Annotated in this window: 26 protein-coding genes and 1 tRNA gene; 14 read left to right on the forward strand and 13 right to left on the reverse strand. The window is 62.4% G+C overall.

Going from position 1 to position 25,269, the window contains the following annotated elements:
- Window positions 1-29 precede the first annotated feature (29 nt).
- Window positions 30-1,781, forward strand: a complete 1,752-nt coding sequence (locus tag DSC91_RS30045) for an ABC transporter permease (RefSeq protein WP_115782188.1) — start codon at window positions 30-32, stop codon at window positions 1,779-1,781.
- Window positions 1,782-1,800: 19 nt separating this feature from the next.
- The gene (locus tag DSC91_RS30050; protein ID WP_115782189.1) at window positions 1,801-3,147 is read left to right on the forward strand and encodes an ABC transporter ATP-binding protein; all 1,347 of its coding nucleotides are present in this window, start codon (window positions 1,801-1,803) and stop codon (window positions 3,145-3,147) included.
- Window positions 3,148-3,209: 62 nt separating this feature from the next.
- On the opposite strand, the gene DSC91_RS30055 is transcribed toward DSC91_RS30050, so the two are convergent.
- The 3 genes from DSC91_RS30055 to DSC91_RS30065 form a co-directional block, all read right to left on the reverse strand.
- Complete coding sequence (locus DSC91_RS30055; protein ID WP_115783555.1) at window positions 3,210-3,737, reverse strand: hypothetical protein; 528 nt, start codon at window positions 3,735-3,737, stop codon at window positions 3,210-3,212.
- Window positions 3,738-3,826: 89 nt separating this feature from the next.
- The gene (locus tag DSC91_RS30060; RefSeq protein WP_175171914.1) at window positions 3,827-4,423 is read right to left on the reverse strand and encodes a hypothetical protein; all 597 of its coding nucleotides are present in this window, start codon (window positions 4,421-4,423) and stop codon (window positions 3,827-3,829) included.
- 444 nt (window positions 4,424-4,867) lie between these two features.
- Window positions 4,868-5,929, reverse strand: a complete 1,062-nt coding sequence (locus DSC91_RS30065; protein WP_115782190.1) for a sigma-54 interaction domain-containing protein — start codon at window positions 5,927-5,929, stop codon at window positions 4,868-4,870.
- A gap of 355 nt (window positions 5,930-6,284) precedes the next feature.
- Here DSC91_RS30065 and DSC91_RS30070 point away from each other — a divergent pair, with 355 nt between their 5' ends.
- From DSC91_RS30070 to otsA, 6 genes are all read left to right on the forward strand, one after another.
- Window positions 6,285-6,602, forward strand: coding sequence for an ElaB/YgaM/YqjD family protein (locus DSC91_RS30070; protein WP_115782191.1), 318 nt, complete (start codon window positions 6,285-6,287; stop codon window positions 6,600-6,602).
- Between the two features lie 48 nt (window positions 6,603-6,650).
- Window positions 6,651-6,923 (forward strand): hypothetical protein, encoded by a 273-nt coding sequence (locus DSC91_RS30075; RefSeq protein ID WP_115782192.1) that lies wholly within the window; start codon window positions 6,651-6,653, stop codon window positions 6,921-6,923.
- Between the two features lie 313 nt (window positions 6,924-7,236).
- Entirely contained in the window at window positions 7,237-8,637 is a 1,401-nt protein-coding gene (locus tag DSC91_RS30080) for a sigma-54-dependent transcriptional regulator (protein WP_115782193.1), read from the forward strand.
- Window positions 8,638-9,123: 486 nt separating this feature from the next.
- A complete protein-coding gene (locus DSC91_RS30085) occupies window positions 9,124-9,354 on the forward strand; it encodes a hypothetical protein (protein WP_115782194.1) in 231 nt (76 codons plus the stop codon).
- 153 nt (window positions 9,355-9,507) lie between these two features.
- A complete protein-coding gene (locus DSC91_RS30090; RefSeq protein ID WP_115782195.1) occupies window positions 9,508-9,717 on the forward strand; it encodes a hypothetical protein in 210 nt (69 codons plus the stop codon).
- A 211-nt stretch (window positions 9,718-9,928) separates the two neighbouring features.
- Complete coding sequence (gene otsA / locus DSC91_RS30095; RefSeq protein WP_115782196.1) at window positions 9,929-11,356, forward strand: alpha,alpha-trehalose-phosphate synthase (UDP-forming); 1,428 nt, start codon at window positions 9,929-9,931, stop codon at window positions 11,354-11,356.
- A 46-nt stretch (window positions 11,357-11,402) separates the two neighbouring features.
- On the opposite strand, the gene DSC91_RS30100 is transcribed toward otsA, so the two are convergent.
- The 5 genes from DSC91_RS30100 to DSC91_RS30115 all read right to left on the reverse strand — a co-directional run bounded on the left by DSC91_RS30100 (window position 11,403) and on the right by DSC91_RS30115 (window position 16,052).
- Complete coding sequence (locus DSC91_RS30100) at window positions 11,403-12,845, reverse strand: MFS transporter (protein ID WP_115782197.1); 1,443 nt, start codon at window positions 12,843-12,845, stop codon at window positions 11,403-11,405.
- A 148-nt stretch (window positions 12,846-12,993) separates the two neighbouring features.
- Window positions 12,994-13,497 carry a YbhB/YbcL family Raf kinase inhibitor-like protein gene (locus DSC91_RS30105; protein WP_115782198.1) on the reverse strand — a complete coding sequence of 168 codons (504 nt, stop codon included), beginning with the start codon at window positions 13,495-13,497 and terminating at the stop codon, window positions 12,994-12,996.
- Between the two features lie 195 nt (window positions 13,498-13,692).
- Complete coding sequence (locus DSC91_RS38050; RefSeq protein ID WP_175171916.1) at window positions 13,693-14,139, reverse strand: very short patch repair endonuclease; 447 nt, start codon at window positions 14,137-14,139, stop codon at window positions 13,693-13,695.
- A 30-nt stretch (window positions 14,140-14,169) separates the two neighbouring features.
- Entirely contained in the window at window positions 14,170-15,453 is a 1,284-nt protein-coding gene (dcm, locus tag DSC91_RS38055) for a DNA (cytosine-5-)-methyltransferase (RefSeq protein WP_175171918.1), read from the reverse strand.
- A gap of 275 nt (window positions 15,454-15,728) precedes the next feature.
- Window positions 15,729-16,052 carry a hypothetical protein gene (locus DSC91_RS30115; RefSeq protein WP_115782199.1) on the reverse strand — a complete coding sequence of 108 codons (324 nt, stop codon included), beginning with the start codon at window positions 16,050-16,052 and terminating at the stop codon, window positions 15,729-15,731.
- A gap of 176 nt (window positions 16,053-16,228) precedes the next feature.
- Here DSC91_RS30115 and DSC91_RS30120 point away from each other — a divergent pair, with 176 nt between their 5' ends.
- The 3 genes from DSC91_RS30120 to DSC91_RS30130 all read left to right on the forward strand — a co-directional run bounded on the left by DSC91_RS30120 (window position 16,229) and on the right by DSC91_RS30130 (window position 17,822).
- Window positions 16,229-16,420, forward strand: a complete 192-nt coding sequence (locus DSC91_RS30120; protein WP_115782200.1) for a CsbD family protein — start codon at window positions 16,229-16,231, stop codon at window positions 16,418-16,420.
- A 227-nt stretch (window positions 16,421-16,647) separates the two neighbouring features.
- A complete protein-coding gene (locus DSC91_RS30125; protein WP_115782201.1) occupies window positions 16,648-16,869 on the forward strand; it encodes a hypothetical protein in 222 nt (73 codons plus the stop codon).
- A gap of 245 nt (window positions 16,870-17,114) precedes the next feature.
- Window positions 17,115-17,822 carry a glutathione S-transferase N-terminal domain-containing protein gene (locus DSC91_RS30130; RefSeq protein WP_115782202.1) on the forward strand — a complete coding sequence of 236 codons (708 nt, stop codon included), beginning with the start codon at window positions 17,115-17,117 and terminating at the stop codon, window positions 17,820-17,822.
- Window positions 17,823-17,871: 49 nt separating this feature from the next.
- Here the strand turns inward: DSC91_RS30130 and DSC91_RS30135 are convergent, their stop codons facing one another.
- The 5 genes from DSC91_RS30135 to DSC91_RS30155 all read right to left on the reverse strand — a co-directional run bounded on the left by DSC91_RS30135 (window position 17,872) and on the right by DSC91_RS30155 (window position 20,091).
- Window positions 17,872-18,084: a hypothetical protein gene (locus tag DSC91_RS30135; protein WP_115782203.1), complete on the reverse strand. Its 213-nt coding sequence runs from the start codon at window positions 18,082-18,084 to the stop codon at window positions 17,872-17,874.
- Between the two features lie 319 nt (window positions 18,085-18,403).
- A complete protein-coding gene (locus DSC91_RS30140) occupies window positions 18,404-18,823 on the reverse strand; it encodes a lysozyme inhibitor LprI family protein (protein ID WP_115782204.1) in 420 nt (139 codons plus the stop codon).
- Complete coding sequence (locus DSC91_RS30145; protein ID WP_115782205.1) at window positions 18,820-19,314, reverse strand: lysozyme; 495 nt, start codon at window positions 19,312-19,314, stop codon at window positions 18,820-18,822. The genes DSC91_RS30140 and DSC91_RS30145 overlap by 4 nt, the downstream gene beginning before the upstream one ends.
- A gap of 272 nt (window positions 19,315-19,586) precedes the next feature.
- Window positions 19,587-19,661 (reverse strand) — tRNA-Arg (locus DSC91_RS30150).
- Between the two features lie 238 nt (window positions 19,662-19,899).
- Window positions 19,900-20,091, reverse strand: coding sequence for a rubredoxin (locus tag DSC91_RS30155; protein ID WP_115783557.1), 192 nt, complete (start codon window positions 20,089-20,091; stop codon window positions 19,900-19,902).
- Between the two features lie 326 nt (window positions 20,092-20,417).
- On the opposite strand from DSC91_RS30155, the gene DSC91_RS30160 reads away from it, so the two are divergent.
- The 3 genes from DSC91_RS30160 (at window position 20,418) to DSC91_RS30170 (ending at window position 25,253) form a co-directional block, all read left to right on the forward strand.
- A complete protein-coding gene (locus DSC91_RS30160; RefSeq protein ID WP_115782206.1) occupies window positions 20,418-20,819 on the forward strand; it encodes a DUF4399 domain-containing protein in 402 nt (133 codons plus the stop codon).
- A gap of 233 nt (window positions 20,820-21,052) precedes the next feature.
- The gene (locus DSC91_RS30165; RefSeq protein WP_115782207.1) at window positions 21,053-22,984 is read left to right on the forward strand and encodes an ATP-binding cassette domain-containing protein; all 1,932 of its coding nucleotides are present in this window, start codon (window positions 21,053-21,055) and stop codon (window positions 22,982-22,984) included.
- A 283-nt stretch (window positions 22,985-23,267) separates the two neighbouring features.
- Entirely contained in the window at window positions 23,268-25,253 is a 1,986-nt protein-coding gene (locus tag DSC91_RS30170) for a DNA topoisomerase IV subunit B (RefSeq protein WP_115782208.1), read from the forward strand.
- Window positions 25,254-25,269: the final 16 nt, after the last annotated feature.

Genomic DNA, 25,269 nt, shown 5'->3' on the forward strand with positions numbered 1-25,269 from the left:
AGTACCTGTATGAATAGGGAGAGCGTCTGATGGATTTCAGCTTCAACCTGAAGCGCACAGCCAATGCCTCGGCATGGCGGGTGTTGCCCAATCGCTGGGACTTCGTTGCCTTTCCGCTGATCATCTGCATCATCGCGATGGCGGCGATCGGCTTTCACGAGACCCTGGCGCCGATGTCGACGCTCAAGACCCAGGCGATCTCGCTCGACCCGTCGAATCTGCCCGAGTACGCCATGCGCACCACGCTGCGCATGCTGGCTGCAATGGTCGCCTCGCTGATCTTCACGCTCGTGTACGGCACGCTGGCTGCCAAGAGCCGCCGCGCCGGCATGGTGCTGGTGCCGATTCTCGACATCCTGCAGTCGGTGCCGGTGCTTGGCTACATTTCGTTTACGGTCACGTTCTTCCTCGCGCTGTTTCCGGGCCGGGTGCTCGGTGCCGAACTGGCGGCGATCTTCGCGATCTTCACGAGCCAGGCATGGAACATGACGTTCAGCTTCTATCAGTCGCTGCGCACGGTGCCGCGCGACCTGGACGAAGTTTCGCGCGGCTTCCATCTGACTTCATGGCAGCGCTTCTGGAAACTCGAAGTGCCGTTCTCGATGCCGGGCCTCATCTGGAACATGATGATGTCGATGTCGGGCGGCTGGTTTTTCGTGGTCGCATCGGAAGCCATCACGGTCGGCAACAATACGATCACCCTGCCGGGGATCGGCGCCTACCTCGCGCAGGCGATTTCCGATAAGAATTTGCATGCAATCGGCTGGGTGATCCTTGCCATGACGGTCGTGATTCTTGCGTACGACCAGTTCATGTTCCGCCCGCTCGTCGCATGGGCCGATAAATTCCGCATGGAAACCACCAGCTCGGGCGATGCGCCGGAATCGTGGCTGCTCGACCTGATCCGCCGCACTCATCTGATTCACCGTCTGCTGGTGCCGCTCGGCTGGATGTTCGCCAAGGCCGCGCGCGTCAACTTCACGTTGCCGGCGTTTAACGCCCCGCGTTTCCAGATTCCGCAGCGCGAGAAGAGCTCGCGCGTCGGCGACCTTGTCTGGGCCGCCGTGGTGCTGCTTGCCACGGTTTATGTGGTGTATCGCGTGATTACGTACGTGCGGACCGGCGTGTCGCTCGACGAAGTCTGGCACGTGTTGGTATTGGGGCTCATCACCTTGCTGCGGGTGGCGGTGCTGATCGCCATCGCCTCGGTGATCTGGGTGCCGATCGGCGTGCTGATCGGCCTGCGGCCGGCGCTGGCCGAGAAGGTGCAGCCGATTGCGCAGTTCCTCGCCGCGTTCCCGGCGAACCTGCTGTTTCCGGTGTTCGTTATCGTCATCGTGCGCTTTCATCTGAACCCGGACATCTGGCTGTCGCCCCTGATCGTGCTCGGCACGCAGTGGTATATCCTGTTCAACGTGATTGCCGGCGCGAGTTCGTATCCGAACGACTACCGGGAAGCGGCCAAGAACTTCCACATTCGCGGCTGGCAATGGTGGCGTCAAGCAATGCTGCCGGGCATTTTCCCGTATTACGTGACCGGTGCGATTACCGCGTCGGGCGGTGCGTGGAACGCCAGTATCGTTGCTGAATTCGTCCAGTGGGGCGACACCAGGCTTGCCGCGCATGGCTTGGGCGCTTACATCGCGCAGACCACCGCAGCAGGCGACTATCCGAAGATCATTGTGGGCATCGCCGTGATGTCCCTGTTCGTGACCCTGTTCAACCGCCTGCTGTGGCGTCCGATGTTCGCCTACGCTGAAGCGAAGCTCCGGCTAGATTGAGAATTAAAGGCTAAACGCGATGCAAAATCCTAAAGCTGTTATGACCGCTGCGCCGATTCAGACTCCGCCGATGCCGCCGCGCCTCGGTGAAGAGATTCTGCGCGTCAAGGACGTGTGCCGCGGGTTCAACAAGTCGCAGGGCGAGCTGCTGGTCCTCGACGACGCGAATCTGTCGCTGCGCGAAGGCGAGATCGTCGGTTTGCTGGGCCGGTCGGGCTCGGGCAAGTCGACGCTGTTGCGCATCATCGCCGGTCTGATCGAGCCGACCGACGGCGAAGTCACGTATATGGGCAAGCCGCTCGACGGCCCGGCCAAGGGCGTGGCGATGGTGTTCCAGACCTTCGCGCTGTTCCCGTGGCTGACCGTGCTGCAAAACGTGGAAGCGGGACTCGAAGCACAAGGCGTCGGCGCGAGTGATCGCCGTACGCGCGCGCTGGCGGCGATCGACCTGATCGGTCTCGACGGTTTCGAAAACGCGTATCCGCGCGAGTTGTCGGGCGGCATGCGTCAGCGCGTCGGCTTTGCGCGCGCGCTGGTGGTCGACCCCACGTTGCTGCTGATGGACGAGCCGTTCTCCGCGCTCGACGTGCTGACCGCCGAAACGCTGCGTACCGACCTGCTCGACCTGTGGACGCAAGGCCGCATGCCGATCAAGGCGGTGCTGATCGTCACGCACAACATCGAGGAAGCGGTGTTCATGTGCGACCGGATTCTGGTGCTGTCGTCCAATCCGGGCCGCGTGATCGCCGAGATCAAGGTGCCGTTCAAGCATCCGCGTAACCGCCTCGACCCGGCATTCCGCCGGCTGGTCGACGAGATCTACGCGAAGATGACCGCGCGTCAGACCGACGAAAAGACCAAGAAGGGCCTCGAGCTGCACAGCTGGCTGCCGCATGTGTCGACCAACCTGATGGCCGGTCTGATCGAAACGCTGGCCGCCGCGCCGTACCACGGCCGTGCCGACATGCCGGAAATCGCCCGCTCACTGCACCTGGAGGTGGACGATCTGTTCCCGGTTGCCGAAGTGCTGCAGCATCTGGGCTTTGCCGACATCCGCGAAGGGGATATTTTCCTGACGCCGCCGGCGCGCGTGTTCTCTGAATTCGGCACCCAGGAGCGCAAGATGATGTTCGCCGAACATCTGCTGCGCCACGTGCCGCTCGCCGCGCGGATCAAGAAGGTGTTGAACGAACGGCCGGGACATCGTGCGCCGCGCGTGCGCTTCGAGCAGGAGCTGGAGGATTTTCTGTCGGACAGCGCCGCGGAAGAGACGCTCGACGCAGTCATCAACTGGGGCCGTTATGGCGAGATCTTCTCGTACAACGACCAGACCGAAATCTTCAGTCTGGAAGACGTGGAGTCTTAAATCCGGTCGAGTTGATTAAGACGCTTCGAGCAAAAGGCGGCAGGGGAGATCCTGCCGCTTTTTTATTGCAGAGCGCCCCAGCGCTCGACCGCCGGTTCCGCCGACGCCCACTTCCAGCCCTTGTCCTGCCGGCATGCGCTCGCGGTGTACCAGTCTTCGTGCGCGTTCGGGCCGTCGCCGTCCTGAACCGAGAACACGAATTCCTTGCACAGTGCGAGTGCCGAGCTGAACGCTCGCGTCACACGCACCTGGCCGTGGCCGTTCTCGATTGGGAGCGTGTGCTTGACCGCCCAGGGCCGCGTCTCGCCGACCGGCATCGCCCCTGCCAACGCGGCGATCATGTTTTGCTGATCGGTGTGCATGATGCGCATATAGCGGCCGACGGCTTCGTCGGTTGCGGCCTGCACGGCGATCCCGACGCCGATCCCGACCGCCGGATTCGAGGTCACGAGGCCTGACGCGACGCCGGCTGCAGCACCGCTCGCCGCGCCGACCGACGAGCAGCCGCTCGTCAGCAGGCTGGCGCCGACGCAGAGCGCGCCGGCCAGCACGAGCCGCAGCCGGTTGCCGGAGCGCTCCGCAGCAGGCATGCGCGGAATCAGGGCGGTACGCGCGCCATCGACGAGCGACAACTCGGACGGCGTGTCTTCATTCCGGAGAGGTGGACGCGACAGCGCTTTCATTGTAGCGCGCCCCAGCGTTCGGTAGCGGGTTCCGCCGACGCCCATTTCCAGTTGTCGCCATCGCGGCAGATCGACGCGACGTAGAACGCGCTGCTCGCCGGCACATTCTTGGTAGCGGTTTGATCGACCGAGAAGACGATCTCCTTGCAGTCGAGCGCGCCGGCGCTGATCGTGCGGCTGACCGTGACGCGGCCGTGTTCGTCGTCTTCGATCGGCATCGAGTGGGTCACGCTCCACGGTGCGATCGCGCCGACTTCGAGCGGTCCGGCGATTTTGGCAATGCCGTCCTGCGTATTCTTGTGAACCACGCGCTCGGAGTACTGCACGCCGGCACGGGCTGCGGCCACTGCGCCGAGACCGATGCCGGTGGCGACTGCCGCATTGCTGGTGATCTTGGCCGCGAGCGCGGCGCCCGCGATGCCGGCGCCGGCGGTGGCGCCTTCCGTGTAGAGCGAGCTACAGCCGCTCAACGCCGACGTGATCGCCACGGCCAACGCGACGAGCGCTGTTGTATTCGGACGTTCGCGTGTTGCCGCTTTGGACGCGCTGGTTGTTCGTTTTGCCCATTCGACCCGCACCATACTTTTTTGCATTTCCCTGTCCCTGCTCGTGCAAATGCCTTTCGCTCACGCACCGTTCACATGTGTTTCGAGTGTGTCGACGGTGCGTGCGCGAAAAGCACGTCTTCCTTATCGTTGCGCCATGCGCTGCCGCATTTTGCAGGATGCCATTTGTAATTGGCAGTGGGAAAGTGCAAGCAATTGCAAAAGATGGTGCGAGTCAAATCGGTTTCTGGTGAGAGCAAACCGATTTGATTGGTTATGCGAAGGGATTAATTGTGAGATGACAGGCGCGCGAAACCTGCTGTTTCGGCAGAGAGGGTGAATGCACGACACGCGCAGAAGAAGGACGCAAAAAGCAGACGGCGCGCATACTGAAAACTCACGCTCACGCTCACGCTCACGCTCACGCTCACGCTCAACCAACCAAACAAACAAACAAACAAACAAACAAACCGCGTGAGCCCCCGGTACGCCTTATTGCTCGTTTTCTTCGTCCGGGCCTTCTTCGCCGCCGTATGCGCTCAAACGGTTGTAAAGCGTTTTCAGACTCACGCCGAGCGCTTTGGCCGCACGCCGTTTGTCGCCGCCGCAATACTTGAGCGTGCCGAGAATGATCTGCCTTTGCGCATCGGCGAGCGGCGTGCCGATCCACACGCTCATCGCATCGCCCTGCGTGACGGGCTTTTTCACACGCGATGCGAGGTGCGGATGCGGCAACTCGACCGTCTTCTCCGCGAGAATGAACGCGCGATATACCGCGTTCTTCAACTCGCGCACGTTGCCCGGCCACGACCAGGTCCGCAGGGTTTCGATCGACCGTTTGCTGAAGCTCTTGCTCGCGTTTTCCTGCTGATTCAGCAAGGCGAGGAAGTGTTGAGCGAGCAGTTCGCGATCGTTCTCGCGTTCGCGCAACGGCGGCGCGCGCAACGGGAAAACCGCGAGCCGGTACATCAGGTCTTCACGCAGGCCGTTTTCCTTTACCGCCACCGCGGGGTCGCGATTCGTCGCCGCGATCACGCGTACGTTACCGCTAATCAGTTCGTTGCCGCCGACCCGAAAAAACGTGCCGGTTTCGAGCGCGCGCAAGAGCTTGACCTGGCGCACCGGCGCCATTTCCGTGATTTCGTCGAGAAACAGCGTGCCGCCGTTCGCATGCTCGAAGTAGCCGATGCGGCCCTGGACCGCGCCGGTGAAGCTGCCCTTTTCGTGGCCGAACAATTCGGCTTCGATGAGTTCGTCCGGAATCGCGCCGCAGTTCACGGCGACGAACGGTGCGTCCTTGCGGCTGCTTTGATCGTGAATCGTGCGGGCGATCAGCTCCTTGCCCGTGCCGGATTCGCCGATGATCAGCGCGGTCGCGTCCGTGCTGGCGACGCGTTCGATCTGTTCGTAAAGATCGAGCATCACCGGCGACGAGCCATACAGCAGCCCGTACGATTTCAGTCCCGCGACGCCGTCCGCGACGCGCTGCTTCGTCTGTGCCGACGCATTGCCGCCGGCGGAGACGGTGGGCGAGTCCAGATCGATTGACGCCATAGACGGGGTCCTGTGCAAATGGGGTTCGGTGTTGCGGCGCAGGCTTTGAAGCAAGACGGACCGTACGGTCACTATCTCACAGAAATCCGATTTAACCACTTTGGCGCCGCTTGCGGCAATCCATGTGACGGTCGGCGAAATAGTCCGGCACACCACCGGTCGAAAGTGCCTGAGCCCCGTGTCGGTATCGAATGGGAGCGGCAAATTTACCGGGCACGGCGGTTGCGCCGGGCATCCGATATGCGTGCGTTTTGAGCGTCTCTGTTCGAAGCGCGCCGGCGGCGGATGCGGCTCTCCGATTGTCCGCGACATGCCGGAAACAGGATGCGAACACCGAATTCGGAAGGAGTGAATGATGACTGACACGACGCAACAGTTAGCACTCGGTAGGCGGAAAATTGTCGAAGATCTTAGGGTGCTGCTGACAGACTCGGAAGAGATGCTTCGGCTTGCCGCCAACGTGCCGGGCGAAGGCGTCGATGCGTTACGCGAGCGGCTGGGGGCGCATGTCGAAACCCTGCAATCGGCGCTCGGCGATGCGCAGCAGAACGCACAGCGGCGTTACCGGGCTGCGGCCGTCAATACTGAACGCTATGTGCGGCGCAACCCGTGGCGCTCGATCGGTATTGCCGCGGGTACCGGCTTCCTGCTTGGCGTCCTCAGCAGGCGCTAACGCGCAGTGCCCGACGCTGATCCGTTTGACGATGACAAGGAGTCCACGATGGCACGACCCAAAATTGGCTTCTTCGGCGCGCTGGTGGCCCTCGGCGGGTTTCTGGCCGTGCGCCACCTGCAGCGAAACCGTGCCGCGCAGGTTTCTGCCGCGCGTGACCTGAGCCGCTGGGAAGGCGAGGGTGGAGCGGAGGCGCCGGCTGCGTCGTCCGGCAGCGTGACGGCGGGCGCCGGCCTGTCCACGCCACATACCGCGCATGGCGCAAATGGCCCGGTGCGTTCGAATGGCAAAGACGGCGCCTGGCCGTTCCCGCGCGGTTGAGGATCGGAACCAGCGCCTTGCGTGCGCGGCCGCGCCGGTGTGCCGTTTCTGCGAACGGCACCTGGCGCACATGACAAATTTGTCTCGATAAAGCCGTATAATGGGTAAATAGGCAACAATATCGTGCTTTTTTGGGGTTTTGCCCAATCGATTGTTGCGGCATTGAGTCAAGTCGGAGTCATGGCGCGGCTACGGAACGTTAGCGTGTGCTCACATCCGAGTGCGCATACGGCGCGATGGCATGCTGCCGGCCGGCTTCCCGTCATGCGGTTTTGCATGTCCCCTATTCACGCTTTCTGGCTTTCGAGACGCGATGCCACACGTACTGATTGTCGATGACGATGCCGGTACCCGCGAGGCGCTTTCCGCCATCATCGGGGAAGACGGTCTGACTACCGCCACTGCGGGCGATCTGCGCGAAGCGCGCATTCAACTGGTCCGGCAGATACCGGACGTCGTGTTTACCGACCTGAAGCTGCCCGACGGCAGCGGAGTCGATCTGTTTGAAGATCTCGATCCGCGCTCCGGCGTGGAGGTGATCGTGATTACCGGCCACGCCACGGTGGAGTCGGCGGTCAACGCGTTGAAGATGGGCGCCACCGACTATCTGGTGAAGCCGATCAACATGCAGCGCGTGAAGGCGATCCTCTCACGCTTGCCGCGCGCCGGCGACCTGAAGGCGGAAATCGGCACTTTGCGCGGCGAGTTGCGCCGCATGGGCCGCTTTGGGTTGATGCTCGGCAATTCGCCGGCTATGCAGGAGGTTTACGACCAGGTCGGCCGCGTTGCGCCGACAGCGGCCTCGGTCATGCTGGTGGGCGAGTCGGGCACCGGCAAGGAAGTCGCCGCCCAGACGCTGCACCAACTCAGCTTGCGCCGCAAGCACGCGTTCCTCGCGGTGAACTGCGGTGCGATTTCGCCGAACCTGATCGAATCGGAAATGTTCGGCCACGAGCGCGGCTCGTTCACCGGTGCCGACCGTCAGCACAAAGGTTATTTCGAACGCGCGAATGGCGGCACGCTGTTCCTCGACGAAATCACCGAAATGCCGACCGAGTTGCAGGTGAAGTTGCTGCGCGTGCTGGAAACGGGCATGTTCATGCGGGTCGGGACGACCAAGGAAATCGAAACGGACGTGCGCCTGATTGCGGCCACTAACCGCGATCCTGAGCAGGCGGTGCTGGAGGGCAAGTTGCGGCTCGATTTGTACCACCGGCTGAACGTGTTTCCGATCAGCTTGCCGCCGCTGCGCGACCGGGGTAAGGACGTCGAGTTGCTGGCGCAGGCGTTTCTCGACGAACTCAACGAGCGTCACAACACGAAGAAGCATTTCCCGGCCGCCGTGAAGGACATGCTGATGTCGTATCCGTGGCCGGGCAACGTGCGCGAGTTGAAGAACTATGTGCAGCGCGCGCACATCATGTCGGGTTCGGATTCGGACAGTACGGCGACGGTGCCGTTGCAGATCACGTTGTCGAAGCCTGCCGCCGGTACGGCAATTACGATTCCGTTTGGCACTTCGCTTGCCGAGGCGGATCGGCAGTTGATTCTGGCTACGCTCGAGCAATGTGGGGGCGTGAAGACGCGGGCTGCTGAGATTCTTGGGATTAGTTTGAAGACGCTTTATAACCGTCTCGTTGAGTATGGGAATGATGCGCGGGATGAGGGTGATGTTGCTGATGAGTCGCCCGCTTTGGGGGGGGCTGGGGGGTGAGGTTGTTTTTTTGCCTTTGGCGGTGAGTGTTTGTTTGTGTTTCTGCGTTTTGTGCTTTTCCTTGAATTGTTAGTGGTCTATTAGTGTTCGCCCCTGTGCGGGGCAGGCACCTACTTTTCTTTGCCGGCTGCAAAGAAAAAGTAGGCAAAAGAAAGCAGCTCAAACCACTGATGCTAAGTGGGCACCGTAGTTTGCAACGGGTAGTGGTGCATCTGGAATCCGTGTTCGCGCACCTCCATTCGCGTGTGACATGGGGCTCATCAGTTCCCACTCCGCACTACGTGCGTCGCGGACGGGTCTGCATGGGAAACCAGTGGCTTCGGTTGGGTGTGGTGGAGCCATCGGCTTCGCCTCGGTGAGGCGCTGAAGCGACAGTCGCGGCGCTGCGCGCGCCGAAGCGTACTTCATCAATCAGCTGGCGGTTCTTCTGCGTTCGATTCGGCATGGGCTTTGCTCGATTCGATGGAACCCGAACGAGGTGCCGACATGCTGGAATACGCCACCGTTTCTTCGCTTCCTCTTCCGATGCACGCTCATCGCCCTGAACCGATCGAGCCGCCGTCGCCGGATCCGGGCGAGCCCGATACGATTCCAAGTCCGACTCCGGATCCCGTCGAACCGGTTGCGCCGCCGATCGGCGATCCACCGCCGCAGCCCACGCAAACGCCACAAGCCTGTCGGCGTCAGCCGTCGCGTGCCGCCAGCATGCAACTCTGACCCGTTCCGTACGCTGCACCACAGTTCGGCGCAGCGAATTTATGTACTTGTTACAAAGACGGCGCATCTTTTACCGGCAAATTACCGTCGTGACCCCTACACTGAATTGACGCCGCTCCCGATCGCGGCGGGCTTCCCCTGGAGGCATCGATCATGAGACACCCAGCACTGCGACGTTCCGCGCGCCACTCGAAGCGCGATTCCCGGCCAGGCAGCAAGAGCGGCCCGCCGGAGTCGCCGGACCCGGCCGCGCAGAACCGCATCGCGCCCAACGCCCCGCCAGACGGCGAGCACAACCAAGGGGGCGTGCGACGGGAAGGACTGGAGTACCAGCGCGATCTCGGCTCGGAACAGGACGCCTGAGTCCGTCTGACCATCGTTAAGAAGGGTTCCGGTTTCGTCATACAAAGCAGAAAAAATTTCTTCGCGTTGCTTCAGCGTCGCGCGTTTCTGCTCGTTTGTCACATTTACATACATTTTTATTTCCAGCATCTCGTAAAACGGCACGCGACTTGCGTGCACCTTTTTGGCACATATCCGCATGCAACGAAACTACTGACTAGGTGGAGCACCAATGAGCAGACTGATCGTGGTATCGAATCGTGTGGCGCCGACCCAGGAAGGCCGCCCCGCAGCAGGCGGCCTCGCGATCGGCGTGCTGGACGCTTTGAAGGAAACCGGCGGAGTCTGGTTCGGCTGGAGCGGTGAAACGGTGAGCGAGCCGTCCGCTCCGTTGATCGAAAAGCAGGGCAACGTGACGTATGCGACGGTGGGCCTCACCAAGCGCGACTACGACCAGTACTATCGCGGCTTCTCCAACGCGACGCTCTGGCCGACGTTCCACTATCGCAACGATTTGTCACGCTACGACCGGCAGGAGTACGCGGGCTACCAGCGCGTCAACGCGGCGCTTGCCAGGCAGCTCAATGAACTGCTCAAACCCGACGACATCATCTGGGTGCACGACTACCACCTGCTGCCGTTCGCGCGCTGCCTGCGCGAGCTCGGCGTGAAGAATCCCATCGGCTTCTTCCTGCATATTCCGTTTCCGGTTCCGGAAGTACTCCGTACGATTCCGCCGCACGAGGAACTGGTCAAGGCAATGTGCAGCTACGACGTGATCGGTTTCCAGACCGAAGCGGACCGCCAGTCGTTCGTCGACTTCATCGAGCGCGGCCAGCACGGCACCTCGAGCGAAGACGGCATGGTGCACGCCTACAATCGTTTCCTGAAAGTGGCCGCGTACCCGATCGGCATCTATCCGGACGCGATCGCCAGGGCCGCCGAGCAGTTCACCGACCGCAAGCCGGTGCGCAGCCTGCGTGACGGCATGCGCGGGCGCAAGCTGATCATGAGCGTAGACCGGCTCGATTACTCGAAGGGTCTGGTGGAGCGCTTCCAGGCTTTCGAACGGTTGCTGCTGAATGCACCGGGTTGGCACGGACGCGTGTCGCTGGTGCAGATCGCGCCGCCGACGCGCGCGGATGTGCAGACGTATCAGCGCATTCGTCAGACGCTGGAGGGCGAGGCCGGCCGCATCAACGGCCGCTTCGCGCAACTCGACTGGACGCCGATCCAGTACCTGAACCGCAAATACGAGCGCAATCTGCTGATGGCGCTGTTCCGTCAATCGCAGGTCGGTTATGTGACGCCGCTGCGCGACGGGATGAACCTGGTCGCGAAAGAGTACGTCGCGTCGCAGGATCCGGCCGATCCGGGCGTGCTCGTGTTGTCGCAATTTGCCGGTGCGGCCGAGCAACTGCCGGGGGCGCTGGTCGTCAATCCATTCGATCTGTCACAGATGGCCGAGGCGCTGGAGCGTGCGCTGTCGATGCCGCTTGCCGAGCGTCAAGCGCGCCACGCGGACATGATGGCGCCGATGCGCGAGAACAATCTGTCGGTCTGGCGCGATACGTTCCTGGGCGATCTGCGCAACATCGCGACCGCCTCTTCGGTGACGGCCAAAGCGGTAAAGCTCGCTGACGTGACGGCCTCGTCGTAGCCGCATCAACGGCGGCGCGCGGGTCTTCAGGATCCGCGCGTGCTGGTCACGTCGAACTTTTTACCACACGCAACATGCTGACCACGGCGGCGACCGCCGAGAAGCAGGCTGCCACATACAGCACGACAGTCGGCCCATTCTGCGGCGCGATGCCGAAGATCAGCGCGACCAGCGCCGCGCCGAGCGTCTGACCGGTCAGGCGCGCGGTGCCGAGCATCCCGCTCGCACCGCCGCCGCGCTCACGCGGCGCCGCGGACAACATGGTCCGGTTGTTCGGCGACTGGAAGATCCCGAAGCCCGCGCCGCACAGCGCCATGCGCCACGCGATCTGCATGGGCTCGGGATGCGCGCCGAGGGTGGCGAGCAGCAGCAGGCCCACCGTCATCGCAACGAGGCCGACGCCGCCCAGCCAACCGGACGACACCTTGTCCGACAGCACGCCGGCAATCGGTGCGGCGATGATGATCACCGCCGGCCACGGCGTCATCAGCAAACCGGTTTCCACCTGCGACAAACCCAGCGTGTCCTGCAATAAAAACGGCAATGACACGAAGGCCAGCATCTGCGCGCAGAAGGAACAGACCGAGGTGCCGATCGACAGGGCGAACACCGGAATCCTCAGCAAATCGATCGGCAGCAGGGGCGCCGGCTGAGTCAACTGACGGCGCACGAAGAAGTAGCCGATCGCAATCGCGACGAGTGCCTCCGCGATGACCCAGCCGACGTGCTCGCCGTGACCGAGACCGTCGATTGCAAAGATCAGCAGGCCGAACACGAACGCGTTCATCACCGCGCTCAGATAGTCGTACGGCGACTCGTGGCCGGGATTCAGCGGCAGCGCCTTGAAGCCGCCGACAATCGCCGCGATCCCGATCGGCACATTGATCGCGAACAGCCACGGCCAGGAGGCGACGGCGAGCACGCCGGAGGCGACCGTCGGCCCGACCGCGGACGACACCGCGACGACCATCGCGTTGATCGCGACGCCGCGTCCAAGCTGCGAGGGCGGATAGATCATGCGCACGAGCGCCGTGTTCACGCTCATGATGCCTGCCGCTCCGAAGCCCTGGACCACGCGGGCGAGCGCGAGCGTCGGCAGCGAAGTGGACAGCGCGCACCCGAACGACGCCACCGTGAACAGGATCAGCCCGGCCAGATAGATGCGCCGGTAGCCGATGCGATCGCCGAGCGAAGCCAGCGGCAGCAATGAAATGGTGATGGCGAGCTGGTAAGCGTTGACGATCCAGATCGAGCCGGCTGCGCTCGCATGCAGATTGCGCGCGATGGTCGGCAGCGCCACGTTGGCAATCGCACTATCGAGCACCGCCAGCGTAAGGGCGAGGGCGATGACCAGCATCGCCCAGTAGCGTTGCGGAATCGGCAAGCCTAGTTCGGTGCTGTCCGGGAGCGGTGCGCCGGCGGCGAGTGGAGCAGCTGAGGCGGCATCGGCCGGCATCGAACCGTCCTTGCGCGATGGTTGTGCGTGCATCGTTCTTTTGATTTGGCGTGGAGCGGCGCATCGGTCCTGCGAACTTGCGATGAGCCACGCGCGCTACGCGCCGCCCCGGAAAGCCAGGATGGCGCGCAGCGACGATGCCGGGGCGCTGCGACCGCGCCCCGGCATCGCGTCTCACGCGTTATTTGAGTTCGTACAGACCGGTGTGGGTGGTCGAGTCGAGTTCGTTCAGATGCGTCATGAAGCGCGCGACCGCGTTGGTCGTTTCCGCATCGATCGGCAGATGCGGCACCTTCAGCGCATGCAGACGGAAGATGTAGCGATGCGTCCTGTCGCCGCGCGGCGGCGCCGCGCCGCCGAAGCCGACCGTGCCGTAGTCGTTGCGCACCTGCAGTGCGCCTTGCGGCAGCAGCGAACAGTCGGCCTTGCCGGCGTTGCGCGGCAGCGATCGGGCATCAGCCGGAATGTTGACGACGACCCAGTGCCAGAAACCGCTGCCGGTGGGCGCGTCGGGATCGTGAACGGTGAGCGCGAAGCTTTGGGTGTCGGCCGGCGGCGCATCCCAATGCAACGCGGGCGAGATGTTCTCGCCGTCTACGCCGAAGGCCTTGTCGTCATATTCGTGGGCTTTCGGCATAAAGCCGTTGGTGGGGAAATCGTCGGACCAGAGACGGAAATCAGCCATCGTGTGCCTCCCTTCTTGAGTGGTTCTGGGATGGTCGGAGCGTGCTCTTTTTGCTGCCGCCTGGCCGTTGAGCCCGCGGCCGGTTGCTGCCCGATTTCTGCAGCATCGGCACGCAAAAAATGCCCCGTGCAGCCAATCGAGTGTATCACCAGCGGCTGGGGAGTTAGCTCGAACTGGGCAGACTACAGGCAACTTTCAGCCGCGTTCCTCGAAGCTCGGCGCGTCGCTCTTCAACCACTCGGCGAGCCGTTGCAACACGCCTTCGATATCGCGATTCGCACCGCGCAAAGCGCATTCCCAGACCACCCCGACGCGCCAGCCGCTCGCGAGCAGCGCCGCCCGAACCTTGTCGTCGTTGCTGCGATTGCGGCCGATCTTGTCGCGCCAGAACTCGGGCCGCGTTTGCGGCCATTTGAACAGATGACAGTCGTGACCGTGCCAGAAACAGCCGTGCACCAGCACGACGGCGCGATAGCGCGGCAGCACGATATCCGGCCGGCCCGGCAGATCGCGCGCGTCCAGACGGAAGCGAAAGCCCCGGCCGTGCAGCAGGCTGCGGATCAGGATTTCCGGCTTCGTGTTGCGGCCGCGAATACCGGACATCATCCGGCTGCGCGTTGCGCTGTCGACGATATCGACCATCGTTAGCGTCCGGGCAAAGGATCGTGCCGCTCAGGAATAGAGCGAAAGGGCCTGCTTCGAACCATTGTGCGTCTCCTCGGCGAGCAGGGTTTGCACATGCGGCAGCATGATGCGCGCCACTTCCCGCATCACCGGCATCACGACGCTGTTGCCGAATTGCCGGTAAGCCTGCGTGTCGCTGACCGGAATCCTGAAGGTATCGGGAAAACCCATCAGCCGTGCGCATTCGCGCGGCGTGAGGCGGCGCGGCCGCAATCGCTCGCCTTGATAGACCAGAATCTCCGAGCCGTCCTTGTGATAACGCGCGGAGAGCGTGCGCGTGACGCTGTCAGGATAAGCCATGCCGAAGCCGAAGCCATTGCCCGCCGCGCGATGCTTGGCCGCGTAATTTTGCAGATAGGCCCAGAGATTCGGCGTAAGCGTGTACTTTGGCTGCACCCGTTTGATGGCGTGGTCGAAGAAGCGATCGTGGTCCCACGGCAGCACCGGTTCGCTGCCGTCCGTGCGATGCAGGATCGAGCCGAGGCGCGGGCCGCTTTCCGGCAGACGCAGATCGTCCCAGGAGAACGACGTCTTGCCGCGAAAGCCGACGATGATGATGCGCTCCCGGTGCTGCGGCGTGAAATGCTGGCCGTCGACCACGCGGTAGTGCACTTCGTAGCCGAGTTCGTCGCGCAGGGTTTGCAGGATCACGTCGAAGGTGCGGCCTTTGTCGTGCGAGAGCAGATTCTTCACGTTCTCCAGCAGGAACGCCGCGGGCCGCTTTGCCGCGATGATCCGCGCGACGTCGAAAAACAGCGTGCCCTGTGTCGTGCACTCGAAACCGTGCGGGCGACCCAGCGCGTTTTTCTTGCTGACGCCGGCAATCGAGAACGGCTGGCACGGAAAGCCGCCGAGCAGCACGTCGTGGCTCGGCACCTCTTCGGCGGGAAAGGAGACGATGTCGCCGATCAGCGTGTGGTCGCCGCCGGCAGGATAGTTCTCGCGATAGGTCCTGGTGGAGAAATCGTTCCACTCGCTCGTGAAGACGCAGTCGCCGCCGTGCGCCTCGAAACCCATCCGAATGCCGCCGATGCCGGCAAACAGATCGATGAAGCGGAATTGGGCGTCGCCGGTGGCAGCGCCCGCCTTCGTCCGGCCGCTGCTGTGCAGCAGATCCCGCAAGGCCGGCTCGAGCATCGATGGGCACGGTGTTTCGCCTTTTTCCCAGCGACGCACCGTCTTGATGTCCTTGCCGACGTGCGCGGCGATTTCGCGTTGAGTGAAGCGGGCGCGCGCCTGTCTGAGCAGGTCGAGCGGTGCGGCGAGGGTCACGGATGTCCTTGCTGGGAATTTTTGCGGACATTATGACCTAAGGTCGTCCCTTTTTCCTATTTCCACTGAGTGCGAGCAGAAAATATCCGGAAGCGCAAAGACCGCTTCTGTCTAAACGCGAATGTCACAGTTGGACGTGTAGGCTTGCAGCGTGACGCGAAATCCCTGCGTTGCGACGTGTTCAGGCCGCGACAGGGTTCGCGGCCTTTTTTTAGCGGGGAAGAGTGGCGCAGGCGACGTGGAGCGCCTGCCATCAAGGCTTGCCGCGCGTCAGATCAGCGGTGACGACCGGTGGCGAGCCGTGGCCGCGGGGCTGGAGCGGCGGCTGCCGGGGCGGGCGCATTCCATACTGGCAGGGGTTCGGCTTCGAACCGGTCCAACTGCAGCAGGAGGCTGTCGACCGTGCACAGTTGCGCGTGGGACAGATTGCCGGTGTCGAGCAACTGGTGCAGACGCTTGCGCCAGTAGGTGACCGGCAGGATCGGTCCGCCCAGGTCGCCTTGTAGAGACGGCCGCATCACGCGCGCAATATGTGCGATATCCCGATCGATCAGTGCGGCGTGGGATGATCCCGTCAGCGTAATGAGTGTGCGTTCCATAGCCCCTCCATGGCACCTTTACGGCAGGCTGCGGCGGGACTTTAGGGTTTTTTGAAATATTCTTCGCGGCCGGCGTTACCCGGCAAGACGGGCTGGCGGCGGGCGTGGGCACACCCGTTGCTGAATCGGGATACTGGCGTAGTGTCGCGCCGGCATTCCAGATATCGGAGCCGAACATGAATAAGGACCAGGTAAAAGGTGTAGGCGAGCAGATCAAGGGCAAGGTCAATGAAGCGCTCGGTAAGGCCACCCACAACCCGGGTAAAGAGCTTAAAGGCGACCTCCAGCAAGCCGCAGGCAAAGTGCAAAAGGCCTATGGCGATGCTAAGGAAAACGCCAAAGACAATGTAAAGCGCAACGCGCGATAGATCGGCGCGCGCTGTCGCTTGATGGGAAAAGGCGCTTTGGCGCCTTTTTTGTCTTATGGGGTTTGGGTGTCCGGCTTTGGCTGTCGGGCGTCAGGGCTTGGCTGCAAGGCGAAGGCCTCACGCTGTTTCGCACGGGAGTAGGGAGTAACCCGGGTTCGGCGCCGCGGACGCTCCGTGTGCCCTGCGCCGCCTTTAGACTTGGCGCATCCAATACGGAGGAGGCGCCTATGACACCCGAAAAAGTGCTTGCGATGTTCGAACGTCAGTACCTGGAGGGCAAAGCACCCGTCGACCTCGAAACCACCTGTGCGAGTTTCGCCACCTGGCTGGCGACGACGTGGGAGCAACACGATGGCGAGCAGAAGACGTTGCTGCTGACGGTCGGTGCGGCCTTGTGGCGTGAAGGGTATAACCTGCGCGCCGGTTCGGCGACCAAGGATTTGTGGTGAGCTTTAGCGCGGTTGGACGGTTGAGCGGTTGGGAAGGCAGCGCGTCGCGTGGCAACGTTCGCGTTGGAGTGATTCTGGCGTGATTCGAGGCGAGCCGCACTGAGGCGAGCTCGCACGCGTTTTTCCGAGCCGGTTTATATTGGGCGCTCGCGCGTTCGGGTCTTTCCTTTCGGCGGTCCAGCCGATCGCCGAAGCCCGACTCCCATTTTCAGCCGCAGCTTTCGCACAAGGATTACATCATCTCCATGACCGATCTCTCCGCCTTCCCGATCACGAAGAAATGGCCTGCCGCGCATCCGGACCGGATCCAGCTGTATTCGCTGCCGACGCCCAATGGCGTGAAGGTGTCGATCATGCTCGAAGAGACCGGTTTGCCCTATGAGCCGCACCTCGTGCGCTTCGATACGAACGACCAGATGTCGGCGGCGTTTCTGTCTTTGAATCCGAACAACAAGATTCCGGCGATCATCGATCCGAACGGCCCCGACGGCAAGCCGCTGCCGCTGTTCGAGTCCGGCGCGATTCTGATCTACCTCGCGGACAAGGCAGGCAAATTGATTCCGCAGGATGCCGCCGGCCGTTACGAAGCGATCCAGTGGGTGATGTTCCAGATGGGCGGCATCGGCCCGATGTTCGGCCAGGTGGGTTTCTTCCACAAGTTCGCCGGCAAGGAATACGAAGACAAGCGTCCGCGCGACCGATATATCGCCGAGTCGAAGCGGCTGCTTGCGGTGCTGGATCAGCAGCTCGAAGGACGCAACTGGATTCTGGGCGACAAGTACTCGATCGCCGATATCGCGACCTTCCCGTGGGTGCGCAATCTGATCGGCTTCTACGAAGCAGGGGATCTGGTCGGGATTGACGAGTTTTCGAATGTGAAACGCGTGCTGGCGGCGTTCGTTGCGCGTCCGGCGGTGGCGAGGGGATTGGAGATTCCGAAGCGGCCTTCGTGATGGGCTGAGGATGGTTTGTGCCGCGATGACGGGCGAGAACCCGGTTCGATCAAGGCAGTTCGGCCGGATCGCCACCCATCGCCCGGTAAAGGTCGCGCACAAACTCCTCGCTGACCGCATCCCACTCGGGTGAGGCGTAGAGAACGTCTTCGGGATTCTTCTTGCCCTGCGCGTGACGCAGCGTGCGCACGGTCATTTCGAGGGCCATCGCTTCTTCGTATAGAGGGTGGCCGGGGCGGAGGAGGCGGTCGTCGTTTTCCATGCCTGATTTTCGGCGTTCGGTGGGAATACTTTAGGTGTTCGCGGGTGGTGTGGTTTTGCAAGCCGCGTGGATTCGGCGGATGCGATCGGGCGAGCCTAGTTGGTATATGGGGCGCAGTGGGATTTGGCTTCAAGGGCACGCGTCGAACGAGCCTTGGCAGGTGTCGCTTCTGTGGTCGATCGTAGTCGAACGAGTTCAACTTAATGCCGTGCTCAACTAGGCCGACAACCGAGCGCATGTTTTGCAAAGAATAGTTGGAGCAGCGGCCAAGCTCTATCTCTTGACCCCCGCCGCTACCAGCTATACGCCGGGTCGTCGGTCAATCGCATCGGTGAATCGATGCGATTGCCTTCGTCATGCGGTCGGTTTCTGCTGCCTGGCACGCGGCGATCTCCATCGGCACGATCGAACCGCTGCCGTTTTCAGCCTCAGCGGACTTCTTGCAACTCGCATCGCGTCGCTTCTTCCACGCTGCGATTTTGTTCTCCAGGCGAGTTTTGCAGCCGGGCGATTTTCCGGCTTTATCGTCGACGACGTCCTGCAGTTTCTGTTCGGCAACCACCCGGTCACGCCATGCACAAAAATTCAGGCTCGTCTGGTTTGCGTCGCAGTTCGCCAGCATGCCCTGTACTTCGCTCGCAGGCAGCCCGCTTTGCCGCGAGATGACATCAGCGGGATCGACGGTGTCAGCCAATGCGGAAGAGCACGCAAGTGCGAGTGCCAGGAGTGCGGTCTTCATCGCGCGCCCTGAGCGAATGGCGCAGCCTCTTCACGGCGGCGATTGACAAGCCCAGTCACACGGCGCGGTGGCAGACGGCGACCTTGTGCGTCGCGCGGATGCACATAGACGCAGAGTGCCATGTTGCTTGCGACCAACCTGTCGTTACCCCGATTGGCGGCAGCAAACGTGTCGCGCGATCCGCTTTCGCCTGAGTTATAGGCGAAGCTCACCAGTGCGTCGAACTGCTCCTGTGTCAGTTCGTGATCTCTCACGTTGCTGCGAACAATCTGTTCGGTGAGTCGGACCTTCGTAGCAAGTTGCGCATTGACCTGTGCGACTGACACAGGGCGTTGGAGTTCGTCCGGAGTGCAGAATCCAAGATGGGCAAGTGTGCCGACTCCGTAGGTGCAGTTATTCGCTACGTCGTTGTAGTAGCTCATCACAGCACCTTCGCGACGGCGCAAATCCGCCCAGCCGGCAGAGCTTAAGCTCATTGATTCATTTGGCATAATTCCCTCGCCGAACTAAGTCGACAGGACTTTATCATTCGTCAGGGGAAAGCGTGGCAGGCGATTCGCGGGTTGCTCTTTATCAGGTAGACCTCTGACCGCATAGCTATTGAACGCTGTGGACGCGGCGCGATTCGGTGGCAAACGATACGCCGCCAATTACCCGCCAGCTGTGAATGGTTGTATTCGGGCGTCGCCGGAAATGAAAAACCCCGCGAAGCTTAACTTGGCGGGGTTTTCAGGATTTCGCTGGACGTCTTGAGGTGTGAATCTGGTCCCCCCGACAGGAATCGAACCTGTATCTAGCGCTTAGGAGGCACTTGTTCTATCCATTGAACTACGGGGAGAGGACCGAACCAAAACAATCGCTGCAATCCCGCCGACCAACAAGCCCAGCGAAGATCCGGCGCGTCCAAATTCGCCAGCGAGCGCAGAGTATATCAAACACGCCCGGCCGCGAGGAGGGCCGCAAAGCCCGTCCCACAAAGCAAACGGCCCAGCGGGCATTGCCCACTGGGCCGCGCGAACCGCCCGGCACCCCACCTCACGACATCAGGCAGCGCACCCCGGCTCAACCGAGCTCACTCAGAATTCCACCACCGCAAACTCCGCCTTGCCGACATCGCACAGCGGGCAGCGCCAGTCGTCCGGAATCGCGGCGAAGCGCGTGCCCGCGGCGATACCTTCTTCGGGAAGGCCTTCTTCCTCGTTGTAGATCCAGCCGCAAATCAGGCAGACCCAGCTCTTATATTCAGTCACTTCAATTACTTCGCTCACGACGTACTCTTCTTTGGTTCGGTGCATTGATCCGCGCAGTCTGCCCCTTTTTTGGGCATGGCGGCGACCTGCAATATTACCGGAATTTGTCAAACGGACCGCCAATTACCCATGCGGCATCGCCGCAAAGCGCCTGCGACGTATCCGGGCCTGCATGACGGACCCCGTCATACACAGCGTGTATGCTCTGATCCGCAGCTAGTCGTTCGGACAGGCGCGCCGGGCGTCTGGCATGCATTGCGACGATTGGCCTCAGGCGTCCGGAGCCGCGATCGACGCCTGGATGGCCCACGCATGACTCTCGTTTCCCCACCAGGAGAAAAACGATGTTTAAAAACAAATGGTTGGCCGGCACGGTATTGGCCGGGTTGCTCGCCGTATCGGGCGCGGCGCAGGCCGCAGGCGTGTCTTTCGTGCAACCGGCGGACGGCGCAACCGTTACCAATCCGGTGCACGTGGTGTTCGGCGTGGAAGGAATGGCGATCGCGCCGGCCGGCACGATGACGGACGGCACAGGCCATCATCATCTGCTGATCGACGGCAAGTCGCTTCCCAAGGGCGAAGTGATTCCCGCCACCGACAAATCGCTCCACTTCGGCAAGGGGCAGACCGAAACCGATCTGACCCTGCCGCCGGGCGACCATACGCTGACGCTGCAATTCGGCGACGGCGCGCATCGCTCGTATGGCCCGGAGATGAGCAAGACCATCACGGTGCACGTGAAGTAACGTGACGGAAGCGACGGCTGGGCGTGCGCGAGCGCCGTCCAGCCGCGGTTTCCATTTTGCATCCTGGCCTGCGCAGGGCTTGAACGCAGCCGGGCCCGGTGCGCATTGGGCTTACGGTTAATCGCCGTTTTGCAAGCCGGCCGTTCGACCTATCCTGTCCGGCATACAGGCACCCGCTCGCGCGCCCGGTACAATGGGCAGTTCCGACTCATCGCTGTCTTCTCCAAATCTCCATGTCGCTTTACACCATTACCGGAGCCCAACTGGCGTTCGGTCACGTCGCGTTGCTCGATCACGCGGATTTCTCTCTCGAAGCGGGCGAGCGCGTTGGGCTGATCGGCCGCAACGGCGCGGGCAAGTCGTCGCTGCTGAAGATCGTCGCCGATCTGGCCAAGCCGGACGACGGCCTCGTCACGCGCCAACAGGGTCTGACTTCGGTCTATGTGCCGCAGGAGCCGGAGTTCGATACGGACGACACCGTGTTCGAAGCGGTCGCCGCCGGTCTGACCCATGCCCGCGAGCTGCTGGATCAATACGACGCGGTCGCCAATCAGCTTGCCGACGAGCCGGAAGGCCCGGCGCACGACGCGCTGATGTCGCGCATGAACACCCTGCAATCGGCGCTTGACCATTCGGACGCCTGGAACTGGAGCACGCGCGTGGCCACCACGCTGCAGCAGATCGGTCTGAATGGCGAGGCGCGGGTCGGTTCGCTGTCGGGCGGGATGCAAAAGCGCGTCGCGCTGGCGCGCGCGCTGGTTGTGCAGCCGGACGTGCTGCTGCTCGACGAACCGACCAACCACCTCGACTTCGACGGCATCCGTTGGCTCGAGGAACTGCTGGTCTCGTTGCGCGCGGGCCTGCTCTTCATCACCCACGACCGCGCGTTTCTCGACCGTGTCGCCACGCGCATCGTCGAACTGGATCGCGGGCGTCTGCTGTCGTACCCGGGCAATTTCAGCGCCTACCAGACCCGGAAGGCGCAGCAGCTCGAAATCGAGCAAGTGGAAGCAGCCAAGTTCGACAAGCTGCTCGCCCAGGAAGAAGTGTGGATCCGCAAGGGCGTGGAAGCGCGCCGCACGCGCAGCGTCGGCCGGATCGCGCGGCTGGTGGAGATGCGCAAGGAACGCGCCGAGCGGCGCAATGTGCAAGGCAACGTGAAACTCGATGTGGGCCAGGGCGAGAAGTCCGGCAAGATCGTCGCCGAACTGACCGACGTCACCAAGCGCTACGGTTCGCGCACGGTGGTCGACAACTTCACCGCCACGGTGATGCGCGGCGACAAGATCGGCTTCGTCGGTCCGAACGGTGCGGGCAAGACCACGCTGCTGAAATTGATTCTCGGCGAGCTGCCGCCGGACGGAGGCACGGTGCGCATCGGCACCAATCTGCAGGTCGCTTACTTCGATCAGATGCGCGCGCAGCTCGATCTGGAGAAGAGCCTTGCCGATACGATCAGCCCGGGCAGCGAGTGGGTCGAAGTCAACGGCCAGAAGAAGCACGTGATGAGCTATCTCGGCGACTTCCTGTTCGCGCCGGAACGCGCGCGCTCGCCGGTCAAGTCGCTGTCGGGCGGTGAGCGCAATCGCCTGCTGCTGGCGCGTCTGTTCGCGCGGCCGGCCAACGTGCTGGTGCTCGACGAACCGACCAACGACCTCGACATCCCGACGCTCGAACTGCTCGAAGAACTGCTCACCGAATACGACGGCACCGTGCTGCTGGTCAGCCACGATCGCGCGTTTCTCGATAACGTCGCGACCTCGGTGATCGCGTCGGAGGGCGGCGGCAAGTGGCGCGAGTACGTCGGCGGCTTTACCGACTGGCAGATTCAGCGCGACCGTTCGCAGCAGATGGCGCAGGAAGCGCAGAAAGAGGTGGCTAAGGAAGTGGCGTCGAAAGACAGCGGCGCAAGCGGCGCGGGCCGCAATACGCAGCGCGCCGCCAAACTGTCGTTCAAGGATCAGCGCGAACTCGACGCGTTGCCGGCGAAAATTGCCGCGCTCGAAGCGGAGCAGAAAACCATCGGCGCTCAGCTCGAAGACGGTTCGGTCTTCGCGAAAGACGCTCAGGAAGGCACGCGTCTGACCGAGCGCTACGCCGCGATCGACGAGGAATTGCTGATCGCGCTGGAACGCTGGGACGAGCTGGAAAACAAGCGCAAGTGAACGGCCAATCCCGCATGTCGTGAATTGCCGCCTGTATTGAAATCAGTAAAATACCCCGCGAACAGGCGTCCCCCGGCGTTCGCACCGGCGGGCCGTTGCTGGGCTGTGGAGCCCGCATCGACCCGCCGTCGAGCGCGCCCATGGGAAGCCGGGCGGTAAAACAGCTTGCCCGCACTGCGGGCACCCCACCTAACCCCGTTGTTTCGTTTCGCTTTTTTTGAAAACTCAACGCATTGTCCACAGGACCTGTGGACAACGATGAACCGACGCACCCGAGTCAACCATGTCTACGAAAAAGCCAAACGCCGCGTATAGCGAAGCGTCGATCAAGGTGTTGAAGGGCCTGGAGCCGGTCAAGCAACGGCCCGGGATGTACACCCGCACCGAAAATCCGCTGCACATCATTCAGGAAGTGATCGACAACGCGTCGGACGAAGCCCTTGGCGGCCACGGCCGGCAAATCACGGTCACGCTCCACACTGACCATTCGGTCTCGGTCGAAGACGACGGCCGCGGCATTCCGTTCGGCCTGCACCCGGAAGAGGGCGTGCCGGTCGTCGAAATCGTTTTCACGCGCCTGCACGCGGGCGGCAAGTTCGACAAAGCCGCCGGCGGCGCCTACACGTTCTCGGGCGGCCTGCACGGCGTCGGCGTGTCGGTCACCAACGCGCTGTCCACCCGTCTCGACGTTACCGTGTGGCGCGACGGCAAAATCGCCGATCTGAGTTTCGCCAACGGCGACGTCGCCAAACAACTCGAAGTACGCCCCGCGGCCAAAGGCGACAAGAAGTCCGGCACGCGGGTCACCGCGTGGGCCAATCCGAAGTACTTCGATTCGCCGAACCTGCCGCTCGGCGAACTGCAACGTCTGCTGCGTTCGAAAGCGGTGCTGTTGCCGGGCGTCGAAGTCACGCTGATCAATGAAAAAACCGGCGAAACGCAAAGCTGGAAATACGAAGACGGTTTGCGCGGCTATCTGCTCGAAGGCATGAACGGCAGCGATCTGCTGATCCCGTTGTTCGAAGGCGAGCGCTATGTCGAAAACGCGCGCGCGAGCGAAGAGACGTTCGCTGAAGGCGAGGGTGCCGCGTGGGTCGTCGCGTGGAGCGAAGAAGGCACGCTCATGCGCGAGTCGTACGTCAATCTGATTCCGACGCCTGCGGGCGGCACGCACGAATCCGGTTTGCGTGACGGGCTGTACCAGGCAGTAAAGAGCTTCGTCGAGTTGCATAACCTGCAGCCGAAGGGCGTGAAGCTGCTGGCCGAAGACGTGTTCGCGCGCGTGTCGTTCGTGTTGTCGGCGAAGGTGCTCGATCCGCAATTTCAAGGGCAGATCAAGGAGCGCCTGAATAGCCGTGATGCGGTGAAACTGGTGTCGTCGTTCTCGCGGCCGGCTTTGGAGCTGTGGCTGAATCAGCACGTCGAGCACGGCAAGAAACTCGCGGACCTCGTCATCAAACAGGCTCAGGCGCGCACGCGCGCCGGCCAGAAGGTCGAGAAGCGCAAGAGCTCGGGCGTGGCCGTGCTGCCGGGCAAGCTGACCGATTGCGAATCGACGGAAATCGGCCGCAACGAACTGTTCCTCGTCGAGGGCGACTCGGCGGGCGGTTCGGCGAAAATGGGCCGCGACAAGGAATACCAGGCGATCCTGCCGCTGCGCGGCAAGGTGCTGAACACGTGGGAAACCGAGCGCGACCGCCTGTTCGCCAACAACGAAGTGCACGACATTTCAGTGGCGATCGGCGTCGATCCGCACAGTCCGGACGACAAGGTCGATCTGTCGAATTTGCGCTACGGCAAGATCTGCATCCTGTCGGACGCCGACGTCGACGGTTCGCACATTCAGGTGTTGCTGCTCACGCTGTTCTTCAAGCATTTCCCGCAACTGATCGAGCGCGGGCATGTGTGCGTGGCGCGTCCGCCGCTGTTCCGGGTCGATGCCCCCGCGCGCGGCAAGAAGCCGGCGCAAAAACTTTACGCACTCGACGAAGGCGAACTCGAAGCGATTCTGGACAAGCTGACCAAGGACGGCGTCCGCGAATCGCAATGGTCGATCAGCCGCTTCAAGGGCCTCGGCGAAATGAGTGCGGAGCAACTGTGGGACACCACGATGAACCCCGACACGCGGCGGCTCACGCCGGTGGCGCTCGGCGAACTCGACTATGACGCCACGGTGGCGCGCATGACGATGCTGATGGGCAAGGGCGAAGCGGCGTCGCGCCGCAGCTGGCTGGAAGAAAAGGGCAACGAAGTAGAAGCGGATATCTGAGCGCGCTTGCGATAGC

It is taken from the genome of Paraburkholderia caffeinilytica (genome assembly GCF_003368325.1).
GTDB lineage: Bacteria > Pseudomonadota > Gammaproteobacteria > Burkholderiales > Burkholderiaceae > Paraburkholderia > Paraburkholderia caffeinilytica.

Coding starts and splice junctions, on each gene's coding strand:
- DSC91_RS30075 (WP_115782192.1), top strand. CDS start 6,651: ATGGCACGACCCAAAATTGGCTTCTTCGGCGCGCTGGTGGCCCTCGGC.
- DSC91_RS30125 (WP_115782201.1), top strand. CDS start 16,648: ATGACACCCGAAAAAGTGCTTGCGATGTTCGAACGTCAGTACCTGGAG.
- DSC91_RS30170 (WP_115782208.1), top strand. CDS start 23,268: ATGTCTACGAAAAAGCCAAACGCCGCGTATAGCGAAGCGTCGATCAAG.
- DSC91_RS30140 (WP_115782204.1), bottom strand. CDS start 18,823: ATGAAGACCGCACTCCTGGCACTCGCACTTGCGTGCTCTTCCGCATTG.
- DSC91_RS30060 (WP_175171914.1), bottom strand. CDS start 4,423: ATGCAAAAAAGTATGGTGCGGGTCGAATGGGCAAAACGAACAACCAGC.
- DSC91_RS30135 (WP_115782203.1), bottom strand. CDS start 18,084: ATGGAAAACGACGACCGCCTCCTCCGCCCCGGCCACCCTCTATACGAA.
- DSC91_RS30120 (WP_115782200.1), top strand. CDS start 16,229: ATGAATAAGGACCAGGTAAAAGGTGTAGGCGAGCAGATCAAGGGCAAG.
- DSC91_RS30055 (WP_115783555.1), bottom strand. CDS start 3,737: ATGCCTGCTGCGGAGCGCTCCGGCAACCGGCTGCGGCTCGTGCTGGCC.
- DSC91_RS30045 (WP_115782188.1), top strand. CDS start 30: ATGGATTTCAGCTTCAACCTGAAGCGCACAGCCAATGCCTCGGCATGG.
- otsA (WP_115782196.1), top strand. CDS start 9,929: ATGAGCAGACTGATCGTGGTATCGAATCGTGTGGCGCCGACCCAGGAA.
- DSC91_RS30080 (WP_115782193.1), top strand. CDS start 7,237: ATGCCACACGTACTGATTGTCGATGACGATGCCGGTACCCGCGAGGCG.
- DSC91_RS30130 (WP_115782202.1), top strand. CDS start 17,115: ATGACCGATCTCTCCGCCTTCCCGATCACGAAGAAATGGCCTGCCGCG.
- DSC91_RS30085 (WP_115782194.1), top strand. CDS start 9,124: ATGCTGGAATACGCCACCGTTTCTTCGCTTCCTCTTCCGATGCACGCT.
- DSC91_RS38050 (WP_175171916.1), bottom strand. CDS start 14,139: ATGGTCGATATCGTCGACAGCGCAACGCGCAGCCGGATGATGTCCGGT.
- DSC91_RS30165 (WP_115782207.1), top strand. CDS start 21,053: ATGTCGCTTTACACCATTACCGGAGCCCAACTGGCGTTCGGTCACGTC.
- DSC91_RS30090 (WP_115782195.1), top strand. CDS start 9,508: ATGAGACACCCAGCACTGCGACGTTCCGCGCGCCACTCGAAGCGCGAT.
- DSC91_RS30115 (WP_115782199.1), bottom strand. CDS start 16,052: ATGGAACGCACACTCATTACGCTGACGGGATCATCCCACGCCGCACTG.
- DSC91_RS30100 (WP_115782197.1), bottom strand. CDS start 12,845: ATGCACGCACAACCATCGCGCAAGGACGGTTCGATGCCGGCCGATGCC.
- DSC91_RS30065 (WP_115782190.1), bottom strand. CDS start 5,929: ATGGCGTCAATCGATCTGGACTCGCCCACCGTCTCCGCCGGCGGCAAT.
- DSC91_RS30160 (WP_115782206.1), top strand. CDS start 20,418: ATGTTTAAAAACAAATGGTTGGCCGGCACGGTATTGGCCGGGTTGCTC.
- DSC91_RS30050 (WP_115782189.1), top strand. CDS start 1,801: ATGCAAAATCCTAAAGCTGTTATGACCGCTGCGCCGATTCAGACTCCG.
- DSC91_RS30105 (WP_115782198.1), bottom strand. CDS start 13,497: ATGGCTGATTTCCGTCTCTGGTCCGACGATTTCCCCACCAACGGCTTT.
- DSC91_RS30070 (WP_115782191.1), top strand. CDS start 6,285: ATGACTGACACGACGCAACAGTTAGCACTCGGTAGGCGGAAAATTGTC.
- DSC91_RS30145 (WP_115782205.1), bottom strand. CDS start 19,314: ATGCCAAATGAATCAATGAGCTTAAGCTCTGCCGGCTGGGCGGATTTG.